We start from the raw sequence: 14,546 nt of genomic DNA on the forward strand, positions 1-14,546 counted from the left end.
ACTTGCTTTCTCTTCTGGAGCAACGGGAGGCAACACCATGGCTGATGCGCCAAGCGGACGTTCGCTCGTCGTCGACGCCGTCACGCACCGCTATCCGAGCGGCGCACTCGCGGTCGAGAACATCAATCTCGACATCAAGGGCGGCGAGATCATCGCCCTGCTCGGCCCGTCCGGCTGCGGCAAGACCACCCTGCTGCGGATCATCGCCGGCTTCATCGCGCAGACGCAAGGGCGGATCATCATCGGCGACGACATCGTCGATACGCTGCCGCCGAACCGTCGCGCTGTCGGCATCGTGTTCCAGAACTACGCGCTGTTTCCACACCTGTCGATCAGCGAGAACGTCGCCTACGGGCTCGCCGCGCGCGGCATCGACAAGGCGACGCGGCAGCGCGAGGCGCAGCGCCTGCTGGAGCTGGTGCAATTGCCTGCGATGGCCGAGCGGCTGCCGCGGCAGCTCTCCGGCGGTCAGCAGCAGCGCGTCGCGCTGGCCCGCGCGCTGGCGATCAAGCCGTCGATCCTGCTGCTCGACGAGCCCTTTGCCGCGCTCGATAAGAATTTGCGGCTCGACATGCAGATCGAGGTCAAGCGGCTGCAACGCGTCTCCGGCATCACCACGCTGATCGTGACGCACGACCAGGAAGAAGCGCTGTCGATGGCCGACCGCGTCGCCGTGCTGAGCCACGGCAAGCTCGAGCAGTTCGGCTCGCCGTCCGACGTCTACGACCGTCCGCAGACGCTGTTCGTCAACACCTTCGTCGGCTCCACCAACCGCATGCCCGGTGTCGTGGTCGCGGCGGACCGCACCGCCGCCAAGGTGCGTCTCGATGCCGGCGCGGAGATCATCGCACGGCCCGCAGGCGCGCTCGCTGAAGGCGGCCGCGTCACCGTCTGCATCCGGCCCGAACACCTGCAATTCGTCGGCGACGAAACCGGGTTTGCCGGCGTGGTCGGCATGTCGCTGCCGCTGGGCGCCACCGTCGTGCACGAGGTCACGACCGCCGACGGCTCCGGAGTCAAGGTCTCGCAGGCGCGCATCGGCGAGACGCGCGCGCTGGAGAACGGCGCCGCGGTGCGCCTCGCGCCGCTCGCCCCGTCGCTCGCCAACGCCTTTCCCGCAACGCTTTAGATCCAGTCCATAGTTCACACGGAGTTCGACATGATCCTCAACCGCCGAAGCCTGATGACGACCGCACTCACACTCGGCGCCATGAAGGCGTTTCCGGGCCTGAGCTTCGCCCAGGCCCGCCCGCTGGTGTTTGCGACCTTCACCGGAAGCTGGGAGGAAGCGCACAAGGCCGTGCTGGTGCCGGCCTTCCGCAAAGCCAACGCGGACGCCGCGATGGTGCTCGATCCCATGCTCTCGGTCGACCAGATCGCGAAGGTCAATGCCGCCAAGGCCAATCCGCCGATCGACGTCATGCTGCACGATCCCGGCCCCGCCCTCGTCGCGATCGGCCAGGATCTGGTCGAGCCCTATCCGGTCGAGAAGAGCGCCTCTTACAAGGACCTGATCGCCGAGGCGCAGGAGCCGATGGGCCCCGCCCCGTTCTTCCAGGTCGTCGGCCTCACCTACAATCCGGAGGCCGTCAAGACGCCGCCGACCTCCTGGGCCGATCTCTGGAAGCCGGAATTCAAGGGCCGCGTCGGCATCACCAACCTCAACTCGACGCTCGGCACCGGCTGGCTGGTCGAGATCGCCAAGATGCGCGGCGGCTCGGAGGCCAATGTCGATCCCGGCTTCAAGGCGCTCGAGGAGCTGAAGCCCAATCTCGCGGCCGTGGCCGCCAATCCCGGCGCGCTCGCCACCCTGTTCCAGCAAGGCCAGATCGACATCTCGCCCGGCAATTTCAACGCCATCCAGATCCTGAAAGCGCGCGGCGTGCCGGTCGAGTTCGTGGCGCCGAAGGAAGGCGCCATCGCCTTCAAGACCACGATCCATATCGTCAAGAACTCGCCCAACCGCGAGCTTGCCTTCAAGCTGATCGAGGCCGCGCTGACGCCGGAGGTGCAGACCACGCTGATGAACCCGCCCTACCTGATCGTACCCACCAATTCCAAGGTGACGATGGGCGGCGAGATCGCGCGCGTGCTCGCCAAGGACACGGCCGAACTGAAGCAGAAGTTCGTGTTCCAGGACTGGAAGAAGATCAACGAGCAGCGCTCGGCCTGGATCGAGCGTTTCAACCGCGAGATCAAGATCTGAGAGCGTTAAGGACCTGACGATGGGTGCAGCACCGGCATCACGGGACGTGACCTCCTACGGGATGGGATTGGCAGTGCCGCTGGCGCTGTTCTTCCTGGTCTTCTTCGTGGCGCCGCTGCTGCAACTGCTCTGGCTCTCGCTGCACAACGACACGGCCGGGCTCCATTGGGGGCTCGGCCAGTACCTGCACTTCCTCACCGATCCCTTCAGCTTAGGGGTGCTCGGCTCGACGCTGCTGCTGGGCGCGGAGGTCACGGCCGTCTGCCTCGTGCTCGGCTTTCCCATCGCCTGGCTCTATCAGCGGGTCGGGCCAAAGCTCCAGACCATCATCATCCTGATCGTGCTGCTGCCGCTCCTGACCAGCGTCGTGGTGCGCACCTTCGCCTGGATCGTCATCCTCGGCCGCCAGGGTATCATCAACGCGACGCTGCAATCGCTCGGCATCATCAATACGCCCTTGAAGCTGCTCTACACCCAGTTCGGCGTCGTGATTGCGCTGGCGCAGGTGCAGATGCCGCTGATGACGCTGCCGCTGATCACCGCGCTCGGCCGCATCGACCCCAATCTCGACGATGCCTCCTGCTCGCTCGGCGCCGGGAGCTGGCGCACCTTCTTCAGGATCGTGCTGCCGCTGTCGCTGCCGGGCGTGATCGCCGGCTGCACGCTGACCTATGCCGCCGCGATCACGGCGTTCATCACCCAGTCGCTGATCGGCGGCGGGCAGATGCTGTTCATGCCGATGTATCTCTATCAGCAGGCCTCGACGCTGCAGAACTGGCCGTTCGCCTCGGCGATTTCCATCATCTTCCTGCTCGCGGTGCTCGCGGTCGTCTCCGTCTTCACCACGCTCGGCCGCATGTCGCGCGGCTATGGAGGCGCGTGATGAGCAGTCGCAAGCGTACCCTGGAGGCGATCAGCTTCGAGCTGGTCATGACCGTGATCGCGGTGGTCGCGCTGATCATCATCATCGCGCCGTCGCTGGTGGTGCTGATCGTTTCCTTTACCAGCGGCTTCTCGCTGCGTTTCCCGCCGCCGGGCTATTCGCTGCGATGGTACGCCGAACTGTGGAATGCCTGGCAGCTGCACTTCGCGGCCAAGAACAGCCTCATCGTCGCGCTGTGGGCGACGGGCCTGTCCGTCGTCCTCGGCGTCGCCGCAGCGCTTGCGATCTCGCGCTCGCGGGCGCTGTCGGCACGGCTGCTCGATTCGCTGTTCATGTCGCCGCTGGTTCTGCCGGCGCTGGCCTTCGGGCTTGCCGCCCTGATGCTGTTCTCACTGGTCGGCCTGCCGGTGTCGCCGCTGACGCTGGTGATCGGCCACACCGTGGTCTGCGTCCCCTATGTGGTGCGCAACACGATCGCAGCACTCGCCCAGCTCGAGCCGACCCTGCTGGAGAGCTCGGCGGTGCTGGGCGCGAGCCGCCTCTACACGTTCCGCCGCATCGTGCTGCCGCTGATCCGGCCGGGCATCATCGCCGGCGCCTTCATCGCCTTCATGTCGTCCTTCGACAACGTGCCGGTCTCGCTGTTCCTGCGCGATGCCGCCACCGACATGCTGCCGATCCGGATGTGGCAGGATCTCGAAGGCAAGTTGGATGTCACCATCGCCGCGCTGTCGGGCGTGCTGATCATCGCGACCGTCGCGCTGGTCGCGGTCATGGAGCGCGTCACGGGCCTGTCGCGGCGGCTGACGAATTGATCAGGCGCCGCGGAACAGCGAATAACCCCAGCGCGTGAATTTCAGCGGCAGGTGAAAATGCTCGTCGACCTCCTTGATGCGGAAGCGGAACGGCGTCACCGTGAGAAAACCGCCGCTGTCGCTAAAGAACTCGCCGAGATGAAACAGGACCTCGTACTCGCCGGCCGTCACGCCGGCGCCTTGCGCAATAGGGTGATCGAGCACGCCATTGGCGCCGAGCCGCCCGTCGGCAATGCGGGAGGAGTCGGGATCGATCCGCCAGATTTCGACGCGCAGCCCCTGCGCGGGCCGTCCGCTTGCCACATCGACCGCGTGAATGGAAATACCGCCTGCCACCATGTTCCTCCGCTGAGCGCGCCACCATGATAGACGGAAACGCTGCCGCTCGGCCAGCACTGCTGCCAGCCCTGGGCGCGATGACCTGGCTCCAGGCGCTGGTCGCTCTCGCCTTGTTCGCGCCCGGCGTGGTCGCGCCGCGCGCCCATATCGAGGTCTGGCAGCTCTCGATGTTCTCATGCGCGGTGTTCGCTGTCGGCATCCCCGCCTCGTTCTGGGGCGGCGGCTTCATCGCGCGGGTCGGCTCGCTGCGGATCGCGAGCCTCTGCGCGGCGGCCATCGTCGTCGGCATGGCACTGGCTTCACTCGGATCGAGCGCCGCCCTGCTGGCCGCAGGCCTCTGCCTCGGCCTCGCCATGGGGCCCGAGACGCCCGCAAGCGCGGCGCTGCTGGCGCGGCTGGTGACCGCCGAGCGCCGCGCCTTCGTCTTCTCGGTGCGCCAGACCGGCAACCAGATCGGCGCGGTCTGCGGCTCGCTGGCCCTGCCCGCGATCGCCATCGCGTTCGGGCCGGCCTGGTGCTATGCGGCCGTTGCCGCCCTGGCTCTGCTCGCGATCGCGCTGTTCGAGTGGCTGCGGCCGGCCTACGCCGGCAAGCTCGTCCCGCCCCCGAAACTCGATCTCCGCGCGCGGCTGGCGCTGATGACGGCGGACCGGCGCATCGCGATGCTGGCGCTGGCCTCGATGCCGTTCAGCGCAATGCAGGTGTCGCTCAACACGGTCTTCGTCACGCTCGGCACGCGCGAGCTCGGCCTCAGCCACATCGAGGCCGGCATGGCGCTCGCCTGCGCGCAAGCCGGCGGCCTGATCGGCCGGCTCGGCTGGGGCTACGTCGCCATGCGCCTCGACGCCTCCCGCGCCGTGCTCGTCGTCATCGGCCTCGGCATGGCCTTCTGCGCTGCGCTGCTCGGCCTCGACGGCGGATCGCTCAGCCGCACCTGGCAGTTCGCAGTGGCGGCGCTGTTCGGCCTGACGGCATCGGGCTGGAACGGCGTCTTCATCGCCGAGATCGCCCGCCTCGCCCCGCAGGACCGGATCGGCGAGACCACCGGCGCGGTGCTGACCGCGTCCTATGCCGGCCTGCTGGCGGCGCCGGCCGTGGTGTCGATCCTGGACGGTGTGGCCGGCCTTGGCGCGGCGTTCTTCGCCTTGGCCTGCCTCGCTCTCTGCGGCACAGTGGCGCTGATCTGGGGAGGCCATGACAAAGCCAGCACATAGCGCCCGCGAGATCGCAGCCGATGTCGCGGCTGGACGGACGGGCGCCGTCGAGACCGCCAGGGCTGCCCTCGACCGCATCGAGGCAGCCAAGGCGTTGAACGCAGTGGTCACGATCGATCCCGCGCGCACGCTGGCCGATGCCGCCGCGGTCGACGAGCGCCTGCGTGCCGGCGAGACCATGCCGCTCGCCGGCGTGCCCATCGTCGTCAAGGACAACATCTGGGTCAGCGGCTGGCGTATCACGCAGGGCTCGCGCCTGTTCGCCGATTTCATCGCGCCACAAAATGCGATTGCGATCGAGCGGCTGCGCAAGGCCGGCGCGGTCGTCGCCGGCATAGGCGCGACGTCCGAGTTCGCCAGCAAGGGCGTCACCACCTCGCTACTGTTCGGGCCAACGCGGCATCCGCTCGATCCCGCGTTGACGCCCGGTGGCTCATCGGGCGGCCCGGCCACTGCGGTTGCCGCCGGCCTCGTGCCGCTCGCGATCGGCACCGATGCAGGCGGCTCCAGCCGCAGGCCGCCGGCCCATGTCGGCGTCGCCGGCTTCAAGCCGTCCTATGGCGCGATCCCCTATGGGCCCGGTTTCGCCGAGCCGTTCTTCGGCCTCTCCGTCATCGCGCCGATCGCCGCCGACGTTGCCGATATCGCGCTGGCGTTCGAGACGATGGCCGGCATCGATCCGCGCGATCCAGATTCCGCCGCCATCGCGCGAGGAGCCGATGATCCTGCCGGCCTGCGCATCGCTTTCTCGCCGCGCCTCGGACTCGACGCCGCGGTCGACGAGGTCGTCGCCGAAGGCATCGTTTCCGCCATCGCGCGGCTAGCCGCTGCAGGCTTGCCTATTTCGCAGCGCGATCCCGTCTGGCCCGCCGGCGCGACGGAAGACGCCATCATGCCGCTTCAGCACGCCGGCCTCGCCGCGCTCTATGGCGACGCCTTCCGCAAGGACCCGACGGTCTTCGACCCCGACATCGCCAAGCAGATCGAGCGCGGCCTCGCCTGGTCAGGCGCGGACGTCGCTGGTGCGCTGGTCGCAAGCGCCGCGATCGCCAATGCCTTCGCGGCCTTCTTCACCGAGGTCGACCTGCTGCTCACGCCAACCGTCCCCTGCGTCGCATGGCCGTTCAGCCAGCTCGGGCCCGACATGATCGACGGCCGTGCGGCAAGCCCGCGCGGGCATGCCGTGTTCACACCGTTCGTCAATCACGCCCGATTGCCGGCGATCTCGATTCCGTGCGGGACCGACGGACGCGGGCTTCCGTTCGGCCTCCAGATCATCGCCCGGCGCGGCCAGGACCGCACGCTGCTGCGCGCCGCCCGGCAGATCGAGGCGCTGTTGCAGGCGTAGCGGCGATTTCGGAATAATAGCAGCATACCCCTGTTTTGCCCGACGGGTCAAATCACCCCAACGCCTGCGTAAGCCGTTGATTTCATTATCACCGGCTACTGTGCATGGGGTTGTTTTCGCACTTTTTGTTTGATCGGGCGTCGCGCGAGCAAGTCTAGCTGACGAAAGACAGACGCAGCCGCCGCCAGCCGATGACAATTCCGGTGATCGAGAACACCAGCCCGATCGCGCACAGGCCGACGATCAGGACATCGCGCAAGCGCGGATGCGCGACGAGGGTTGGAAAATCGAGCGTGTGCAGCGCGCTATAGAACCAGCGATAGGCTCGCCGCGACGCATCCAGCCTTTGCAGGACGCTGCCGTCGGCGCTGTCGATGTCGAACCAGAGATCGCCGCAGCGGGCACGGTAGACGGGTGCCCCCGCGACGATGGATTGCGCGGGATAGTCGTCATTGACCGCAAGAACGGACGGCGCGCCGCAGCCGGCCGCAAGGCGCGTCACCAGACTCTCGACCTCTTGCGCGCTGAACACTCCTGCCTCTCGGGCGTTCAGCCGAACCAAGACCTGTTGGTCGAGACCAATCCGCTCGCGTCGATAGACCATGCCGTTAAAGCCAAGCCATTCGACTTCGTGGGCCGAGGACGATACCGGCTTCCGATCGAGCGAGGCGGCCGTCTTCCAGTCCGGCAAGGCGTTCGTCACGCCGGCCTCAGCCGGGCTCAACTGCCCGCGCGAGAACAGCCGGCCGTGGTCCATCGAGAGCCAGCCGCTGAAGATCCAGGTCAGCACGAAGGCCGTTGCCGCCAGGCCGACGACGTGATGCAGAGCATGCCAGCCGCGATAAGGCGAGGAGATCCGACGTCCCTGCATCCTCACCCGCGCGATCCCGAGCACCGCCCCCAACATCGCCGCGATCAGGGCCAGCAGCGATAGCGTCCAGACCACGCCGTCCCACAGCGCCCAGTTGCTTCTCAGAACGGTCGGGTAGATCCAATGCAGCACGCTGCCGACGAGATTCCAGCCGCGCTCGCTCCGCGTCGTATCCAGGACGATTTCGCCGGTACGCGACGAGACGTAGACCTCCGTTCCGGCGGCATCGCCGAGGGCCACGCGAAACAGCGGCCGGTGGCGATCAAAGCCGTTCGGTACGCTCCACTGGTCGTAGTCCGCGTGCGCAACGATCGCCGCAAGCGCGGCATCCAGCCCGCGCTGGCGCGCATGCGCCTGCGCGATGGCGAGCGCGATCTCGGGCGACGACACAGACGCATCCTGCCCGTCGGAAGCGCGGACCGCGCGCGAACGCGAGGGCCCCGCCACGACGTAGACCGGTCCGTCGCTCCGCTGGATCAGGCGCACGCGCGTAGCGTCCGCGATCCCGCTCGCAACCACGGCATCGGCAACCGCAATGGCGGCCCGCACGCGCTCCACCGGAGCAAGGCCGGCAAAACGTTCCGCTTCCGTCAATGACGGAAACGGAACGAAATGCATCACGATGCCCGTCGCGAACCACATCGCGAACAGCAGGCAGAACGCGATCCCGAGCCAGCGATGCAGCAGGACGATCGCGCCCATCATGCGCTCAGCGCCCTACCATTTGAACGCCGCCGAGATCTCGTAGGTGCGCGGCGCGCCCAGGAGGATCTGGTCGGGATAGAACGGATCGCCCCAGATCGCGTAGCGCTTGTCGGTGAAGTTGCGCACCCGGAAGGTCAGGCGAGCCTGATCGACGGCATTGAAGACCGTCTTGGGAATGTCGACGAAGGCGTAGATGTCGCCGACCGTGTAGGCGTTCATCGTCACCGTGTTGGCGTCGGTGTTGTAGCGATCGCCGACGTGGCGGCCGACGATGCCGAGCTCCACCGGCCACGGCGTGAAGAACCGGTACGACGCACCGGCATTCGCGACGATGCGCGGCACGTTCGGCGGCGTGTTGCCCGAGAACGAGCCGCCGACGAAATTGTAGTCGGCATAGCGTGCATCGACATAAGCGATGTTGCCCCACAGCCGAAGGGGCTCGATCGGCCGCACCGAGGCGGCGAGCTCGACGCCCTTCGATTCCTGCCGTCCCGCAATATTGAGCGCCTGCCCGCCGGCCGCCGCATAGACGTTCTTGCGCAGGATGTCGTAGGCCGAGAACGACCACTCCGCCCTGTTGTCCCAGAACAGATGCTTGACGCCGGTCTCATAGGTGCGCGACGTCGTCAGGTCCAGCGGCTGGGTCGGCAACAGCAGGAAGATGTTGTTGGCCGATACGTCGGCGCCGGTGGCGTACTGGCTGAAGAAGGTCAGGCCGGGAACGGCCTCCCAGGTGTAGCCGATGCGGCCCGTCACCGGCGCCCAGTCCTGCGTGAACGGGAAGCCGGTCTTCTCCAGTCCGTTCTTGTCGGTCGAGTTGCGGTCGAGTCCGATATGTTCGACGCGCAGGCCGCCGATCAGCGCGAAGCTGCGCGTCAGCTTCAGCCGGTCCTCGAACGACAGCGCCTCGTTGTCGATGCGCGCGGTCTGCTGCTGCGTCGTGAGCAGGCCGTAAAAGCCGCGGTCGGGATTGACCAGCGAAACGGAGTCACCGGGGAAATTTGCGGCCCCCGGCCTGACAAAATCGAGATAGCTCGAGGACAGCGTCGTGACCAGGCGATTGTCAAAACCTGCGATATTCGCATCCCAGGTCAGGTCGGTGATGTTCCCGACGAGGCGCTGGCTGTGCGCGACATAGAAGCGCTCACGATCCACCATGTTCGTGGTCGAATTGAACGCTTCGACCTCGTTGTTGAACCACGTCCGCTCCGCACCATAGCCATAGACCTGGCTCTTCAGCGTCAGGTCGGGCGCGAGTTTCAACTCGAAGCCGCCGCGCAGCCAGACTTCTTGCGCGACATTGCGGTTATCGAGAACGTTGTAGTTGGTGTTGAACGTGCGGTCGTCGATCGTGACCGCACCAAGATTGGTTTTGTTGAAGTTCGAGACGTAGTTGCCCGAGACAATCCCCGTCGTCGCATGCGAGCCGCTATAGGCGACCGGCACCAGCGGCGCGCCCCAATAGGCCTTTCCGCGATCCTCGCGGTACTCGATCGCGCCCCAGACCTTGAGACTGTCGGAGACGCGGTAGTTGAGCTGGCCGGACACGTCGAGCGTCTTGGTGTTGGTGTCGTCGACAAAACCATTGAGCGAGGAGCGGCTGATGTCGAAGCGGTAGTCGAGTCCCTGAACGTTGGTGCTGCCGCCCGAGCCGTAATGCGCGCGGAACGAATTCAGGGAGTCGTACGAGAAGTCCGCCTCGTTGCGGATCGCTCCGGTGTGCGGCTGCTTGGTGACGAGGTTGATCGAGCCGCCGGCGGCGCCCTCGCCCGAGATCAGCGAGGCCGGGCCCTTCAGGAATTCCACGGCCTCCAGATTGGCCGTGTCCATGATCCGCGAGGTCATGTTCTGCGGGCCGATCTTGATGCCGTTGTAGAGCGTGTTGATCTGGCTGTTGGTGAAGCCGCGCATCGAGAAGCCTGCCGGCTCCCCCGGAGCGTCGCCGGAGGTGACACCGACCGCACCTTGGGCGACCTCGGACACGGTGCGATAACCCTGCTCGCGCATGGTCGCGGCCGAGATCACCTCGACGGTCGCGGGCGTCTCGCGCACGGTGAGGCCGAGACGCGAGGCACTCTCGGCCACCGCGTTGCTGTTGAGCGGCGTTGGCGCCGCCGCGGCCGGCACGGCAGGCTTAGGCGCCGCCGGTGCGGCCGCTGGCCGGCGCGGCGTTGCGCGGCGCGCACTCTGCGCGTCCCGCCCGGCCGGCTTGGCTTGCTTGCGGGATTGGTTGGGCGACACCTCGACGGGTGGCAGCGGTTCGCGGACCTGCTGCGCCAGCGCGGCGGACAGATCGGCGACCGTAAACGACGTGAAAGCAGCGGAGGCAAGCAGGAAACGGCGCGATCGTCCAATACGGATAGAAGACACAGCGGGACCTCGGTATGACGTCAGTGGCACGTCACAGCGAACGAGGTCTCACCTTTGGCTTGTCAGCCGTCCGATGAAGCCGAATGTCTGTACTCCCCGACCGACATCTTCGCGTGTGACCACGGCTGACGGCAGGTCTCCTGGCTCGCGGGTCGTCACCACTTCGTCGCCTTCCCGGGACCGAGGACCCAGTGGCTTCTGACGAAGGATTATCCGCTTACAGTTGCGGGGGCAGCCGCGGCGTTGGGGAAACATCCCCGCACCGCATTCCCTTTTCATCCCCTCTCGGGGGAAACCGTCGCGAGCATCTAGGATTACGACCTAGACAGAGTCAATGTGCCAGTTGCGGCGTTATTGCCACAGCGACCAACTTCCTTGGAGATGAGCATGGAAGGCGAGACCTTCCTCTGGCTGATCCGTCATGCGCCCGTCGCCGGCGTCGCGGGGACGATCCACGCGCCAGACGCGCCCGCCGATCTCGGCGATCGCGCGCAACTGGAGGCGCTGCGGCAGCGCTTGCCGCAGGGCTCTGCGATCTATGCCAGCCCGGCGCGGCGCACGGTCGAGACGGCACGCGCGCTGGGGCTCGAACCGGAGCTGGTGGGCGAGTTCGGCGAACAGGATTTCGGCGATTGGACCGGCCGGCGGCATGACGACCTCGCAGCGATGGGCGGCGATGCCTACGCGCAATTCTGGGGCGATCCGGCGCGCGCACGGCCACCGGGAGGTGAAAGCTTCGAGGATCAGGTCGCGCGCGTCCGACATGGGCTGTCACGGATCGAAGCTGGACGCGCAACGCTCGTCGTGCATTCCGGCACGATCCGCGCCGCACTGTGCATCGCGCTGGATCTCACGCCGCAAGCCGCCCTGCGCTTCGTGATCGATCCGCTGTCGCTCACCAGGATCGACCGGCTCGCGACCGGCTGGCGCGTCGTGTCGGTCAATCAGCGCGTGGCGTGAGCCGGATCAGGCCGTGCGATCCGGCACATTGGCCTGTGCGAAGGTCGCCATGCCGTTGTGAAGGCTGCAGGCGAGACGCACCAGCGGCAGCGCGATGGCAGCGCCCGATCCCTCCCCGAGCCTGAGATCGAGGCTGATGAGCGGCTGCGCGTTCAGCGCGCGCAGCACCAGCCGATGCCCCTGCTCCGCCGATTGATGCGACGGCAAAAGGTACGGTTGGCACGACGGATTGAGGCGCACGGCCGCCAGCGCCGCGACCGACACGATGAAGCCGTCGATCAATACGGGAATGCGGGCTTGCGCGGCGGCAATGATGGCGCCGCAGATGGCCGCGATCTCGAGGCCGCCGACGGCGCACAGGATTTTCTCGGGCGACGCACCCGCAACGCCATGGCGCGCAATCGCAGCATCGATCACGCGCGCCTTGTGCGCACGGCCGGCGGCGTCGACGCCGGTCCCGCTGCCCGCGATTTCCTCCGCGCTCACGCCAAGCAGGCTCGCCGCGATCGCCGCCGAGGTCGTGGTGTTGCCGATGCCCATCTCGCCGAAGATCAGAAGATCGGGCTGGCTGGCTTCCGCGCGCGCGACGGCGCGCTGACCGGCTTCGAAGGCGAAGGCCAGCTCGGACGGTGCGAGCGCAGCCTCGACACTGAAATCGCGTGTGCCGCTGCTCGGCTTGTCGATGACGATGCCCGCTACCGCCTCCGGCGCCAACGTGCCGGCGTCAACCACCTCAAGGCTCGAACCAAGCTCACGCGCCAGCACCGAGATCGCAGCGCCACCGGAGGCAAAGTTCGCCATCATCGCGATGGTCACCCCTTGCGGATAGGCCGACACGCCTTGCGCGACGATGCCGTGATCGCCGGCGAAGATGATGATCGGCACGCGTGCCGCGCGTGGCTGCACGGTTGCCTGCAGGCCCGCGAGCTCGATCGCGAGCTGCTCGAGCCGGCCGAGCGCGCCGGTCGGCTTCGTCAGTTGCGCCTGCCGCGCGATCGCCGCCTCGCGATGGGCCGCGGAGATTTCGGGGCACTTTCGGTAGACCCATTCGGGGAGCATGCTGCCTCGCTTACGGCCTGCGCTTGAGAATGTAGCTGTCCATGATCCAGCCATGCCGCTCGCGCGCCTGCTGCCGCAGCGCGGCGATGCGCGGACCCACCTCGGCAAGCGCGCCGGACATGACGATCTGATCGGGCATGCCGAGATAGGCGCCCCACCAGATGTCGAGCCCGGCCGGATCGAGCGACTGGAACGCGGTGCCGCCATCGAGCATCACGACCACGGTGTCGACGCCCTGCGGCCAGCCGCCTTCACGCAAGCGCCGTCCCGTCGTGACCAGAAAGGGCTCGCCGATGTCGTTGAGCGGCAGCGCATGCGCCGCGCACAGCGCCTGGATCGACGTGATACCGGGAATGACCTCGATCTCCGGCAGGGGATCGAGCCGTCGCGCAATGCGCAGCGAGGAATCGTAGAGCGAAGGATCGCCCCAGATCAGCAGCGCGACCTTGCCGTCACCTTCGAGATGGCTTGTGATTGTCCGCGACCACGCTGCGGCGACCGCATCGTGCCAATCGTCCACACCCTTGCGGTAGTCCGTCTCGCCTGCGTCGCGGACGGGAAGATCGAACTCGGCGATGCGCGTGGTGTCGCTGGTGAGCACATCCGCGCAGATCGTCCGCCTGAGATCGGCGAGATCGGATTTCGCCCTCCCCTTGCGCGGGATCAGGACGAGATCGGCCGCGTTGATGGCGCGGGTCGCGGCGCGCGTGAGCTGCTCGGGATCGCCGCAACCGATGCCTATCAGGGAGAGCGTGAGCATCACGTTCGCGAAGGGCGGCCATCATGGCCGCCCTTTCGCTTGTCTCTTAGGCCGCGTTGTGCAGGCGCGAGGTCACGAGGCCGGGCGCGGTGACGCCGCGCAGCGACTTCGCCAGCGCCAGCACGGCGAGATCGGCCAGCGGCTCGATCACGATGACGAGCGCATAGGAGGCCGCGAAGGTCGCGATGTTGACGAGGTTGGTCACGGCAAAACCGGAGCCATAGAGCGCCCAGAACGCCACCCAGGCGATGACGCCGGCCTGATAGGTCGTCGAGAGCGCCAGCGCCTGGCGATATCTGAGATCGACATAGGCGGTGTTGCGGGCAATGATCCGCGTGGCGATCGCCTGGATCGCGAACAGCGGCACCAGCAGCGTGGTGACGTTCATGCCGTATTGCGGCAGGTCGGCCGGCTCGAAGAACACTCCCTGGAACAGGAGTCCGAGCGCGAGGCCGAAGGCCGCGGGCGCAGCACCGAACAGCAGAAACAAGGTCGAGCCGAGGATGAAGTGCACTTCGGAGACGCCGACCGGGAAGTGCGGCAGGATCTCGAAGAAGGTGAACACGAGGCCCGTGGTGGCGAGCGTGCGCGCCGCGAACGATGTGATGCCCTGCTCGCGCACGGTCTCGGCCGCGAGCTTCAGCGCAACGCTGCCTGCGGCGATGCCGGTTGCGTAACTCAACACGAGCTTGGCGCCCGTCACGACTCCGGGTTCGATATGCATGGCTCAGATCCTTCCTGCCGTCACACCCGACGGCCTTGGCCTCAAAACGTGCACGGCCGGTCTCCTGGCTCGCGGTTCAGTGGGGATCTCCGGCCTTCCCGGGCCTTGCGGCCCAGTGGCGGTTCGGAGCCCCTCACCGCTTACAGTCGCGGGGGCGGCTGGGGTTTTGGGCGCCGCAACTGGGTCCGCCCATCCCCATTCCCGATTATACTCCGGCGCTTTGCGCCGCATCGAGCACCATGCCCGTCCTGTGTGCCCCTTTCGCCAGCCGGGCGTCAAGGGCTGAAGGGCG

13 protein-coding genes and 2 riboswitches are annotated in these 14,546 nt (G+C 67.1%); of the genes, 7 read left to right on the plus strand and 6 right to left on the minus strand.

All coding sequences use genetic code 11. The annotated features are described in order from the left end of the window. The first annotated feature begins 37 nt into the window (after positions 1-37). The 4 genes from BM118_RS25920 to BM118_RS25935 are packed head-to-tail and all read left to right on the plus strand — an operon-like array spanning position 38 to position 3,904. On the plus strand, positions 38-1,129 hold the full coding sequence (locus BM118_RS25920) for an ABC transporter ATP-binding protein (RefSeq protein WP_092188645.1): 1,092 nt from the start codon (positions 38-40) through the stop codon (positions 1,127-1,129). Positions 1,130-1,159: 30 nt separating this feature from the next. After that, complete coding sequence (locus tag BM118_RS25925) at positions 1,160-2,206, plus strand: ABC transporter substrate-binding protein (protein ID WP_092188647.1); 1,047 nt, start codon at positions 1,160-1,162, stop codon at positions 2,204-2,206. A gap of 19 nt (positions 2,207-2,225) precedes the next feature. Then, complete coding sequence (locus tag BM118_RS25930) at positions 2,226-3,089, plus strand: ABC transporter permease (protein ID WP_092188649.1); 864 nt, start codon at positions 2,226-2,228, stop codon at positions 3,087-3,089. Continuing rightward, entirely contained in the window at positions 3,089-3,904 is an 816-nt protein-coding gene (locus tag BM118_RS25935) for an ABC transporter permease (RefSeq protein ID WP_177234691.1), read from the plus strand. The genes BM118_RS25930 and BM118_RS25935 overlap by 1 nt, the downstream gene beginning before the upstream one ends. Here the strand turns inward: BM118_RS25935 and BM118_RS25940 are convergent, their stop codons facing one another. Next, positions 3,905-4,240 carry a hydroxyisourate hydrolase gene (locus BM118_RS25940; RefSeq protein ID WP_177234736.1) on the minus strand — a complete coding sequence of 112 codons (336 nt, stop codon included), beginning with the start codon at positions 4,238-4,240 and terminating at the stop codon, positions 3,905-3,907. 26 nt (positions 4,241-4,266) lie between these two features. On the opposite strand from BM118_RS25940, the gene BM118_RS25945 reads away from it, so the two are divergent. Beyond that, a complete protein-coding gene (locus tag BM118_RS25945) occupies positions 4,267-5,457 on the plus strand; it encodes an MFS transporter (protein ID WP_092188655.1) in 1,191 nt (396 codons plus the stop codon). Next, positions 5,438-6,805, plus strand: coding sequence for an amidase (locus BM118_RS25950; RefSeq protein ID WP_092188657.1), 1,368 nt, complete (start codon positions 5,438-5,440; stop codon positions 6,803-6,805). The genes BM118_RS25945 and BM118_RS25950 overlap by 20 nt, the downstream gene beginning before the upstream one ends. 154 nt (positions 6,806-6,959) lie before the next feature. Here the strand turns inward: BM118_RS25950 and BM118_RS25955 are convergent, their stop codons facing one another. Together BM118_RS25955 and BM118_RS41715 are read right to left on the minus strand one after the other, a co-directional pair. After that, complete coding sequence (locus tag BM118_RS25955; protein ID WP_092188659.1) at positions 6,960-8,381, minus strand: PepSY domain-containing protein; 1,422 nt, start codon at positions 8,379-8,381, stop codon at positions 6,960-6,962. A gap of 12 nt (positions 8,382-8,393) precedes the next feature. Continuing rightward, complete coding sequence (locus BM118_RS41715) at positions 8,394-10,751, minus strand: TonB-dependent receptor (protein ID WP_177234692.1); 2,358 nt, start codon at positions 10,749-10,751, stop codon at positions 8,394-8,396. Positions 10,752-10,864: 113 nt separating this feature from the next. Beyond that, a riboswitch (cobalamin riboswitch) is annotated at positions 10,865-11,066 on the minus strand. Between the two features lie 72 nt (positions 11,067-11,138). Between BM118_RS41715 and BM118_RS25970 the strand changes: the two genes are divergently transcribed. Further along, positions 11,139-11,711: a histidine phosphatase family protein gene (locus BM118_RS25970; protein WP_177234693.1), complete on the plus strand. Its 573-nt coding sequence runs from the start codon at positions 11,139-11,141 to the stop codon at positions 11,709-11,711. 6 nt (positions 11,712-11,717) lie between these two features. Here BM118_RS25970 and cobT read toward each other — a convergent pair whose 3' ends face one another. The 3 genes from cobT to BM118_RS25985 are packed head-to-tail and all read right to left on the minus strand — an operon-like array spanning position 11,718 to position 14,254. Beyond that, the gene (gene cobT, locus BM118_RS25975; protein WP_092188665.1) at positions 11,718-12,770 is read right to left on the minus strand and encodes a nicotinate-nucleotide--dimethylbenzimidazole phosphoribosyltransferase; all 1,053 of its coding nucleotides are present in this window, start codon (positions 12,768-12,770) and stop codon (positions 11,718-11,720) included. Between the two features lie 10 nt (positions 12,771-12,780). Further along, entirely contained in the window at positions 12,781-13,530 is a 750-nt protein-coding gene (gene cobF / locus BM118_RS25980; RefSeq protein WP_092188667.1) for a precorrin-6A synthase (deacetylating), read from the minus strand. Positions 13,531-13,576: 46 nt separating this feature from the next. Next, the gene (locus BM118_RS25985) at positions 13,577-14,254 is read right to left on the minus strand and encodes an energy-coupling factor ABC transporter permease (protein ID WP_092188669.1); all 678 of its coding nucleotides are present in this window, start codon (positions 14,252-14,254) and stop codon (positions 13,577-13,579) included. A gap of 37 nt (positions 14,255-14,291) precedes the next feature. Next, positions 14,292-14,511, minus strand: a riboswitch (cobalamin riboswitch). Positions 14,512-14,546: the final 35 nt, after the last annotated feature.

The sequence above is a fragment of the Bradyrhizobium sp. cf659 genome, from assembly GCF_900113725.1.
Lineage (GTDB): Bacteria > Pseudomonadota > Alphaproteobacteria > Rhizobiales > Xanthobacteraceae > Bradyrhizobium.

Coding starts and splice junctions, on each gene's coding strand:
- BM118_RS25920 (WP_092188645.1), top strand. CDS start 38: ATGGCTGATGCGCCAAGCGGACGTTCGCTCGTCGTCGACGCCGTCACG.
- BM118_RS25970 (WP_177234693.1), top strand. CDS start 11,139: ATGGAAGGCGAGACCTTCCTCTGGCTGATCCGTCATGCGCCCGTCGCC.
- BM118_RS25930 (WP_092188649.1), top strand. CDS start 2,226: ATGGGTGCAGCACCGGCATCACGGGACGTGACCTCCTACGGGATGGGA.
- BM118_RS25985 (WP_092188669.1), bottom strand. CDS start 14,254: ATGCATATCGAACCCGGAGTCGTGACGGGCGCCAAGCTCGTGTTGAGT.
- BM118_RS25950 (WP_092188657.1), top strand. CDS start 5,438: ATGACAAAGCCAGCACATAGCGCCCGCGAGATCGCAGCCGATGTCGCG.
- BM118_RS25955 (WP_092188659.1), bottom strand. CDS start 8,381: ATGATGGGCGCGATCGTCCTGCTGCATCGCTGGCTCGGGATCGCGTTC.
- BM118_RS25945 (WP_092188655.1), top strand. CDS start 4,267: ATGATAGACGGAAACGCTGCCGCTCGGCCAGCACTGCTGCCAGCCCTG.
- cobF (WP_092188667.1), bottom strand. CDS start 13,530: ATGCTCACGCTCTCCCTGATAGGCATCGGTTGCGGCGATCCCGAGCAG.
- cobT (WP_092188665.1), bottom strand. CDS start 12,770: ATGCTCCCCGAATGGGTCTACCGAAAGTGCCCCGAAATCTCCGCGGCC.
- BM118_RS25925 (WP_092188647.1), top strand. CDS start 1,160: ATGATCCTCAACCGCCGAAGCCTGATGACGACCGCACTCACACTCGGC.
- BM118_RS25935 (WP_177234691.1), top strand. CDS start 3,089: ATGAGCAGTCGCAAGCGTACCCTGGAGGCGATCAGCTTCGAGCTGGTC.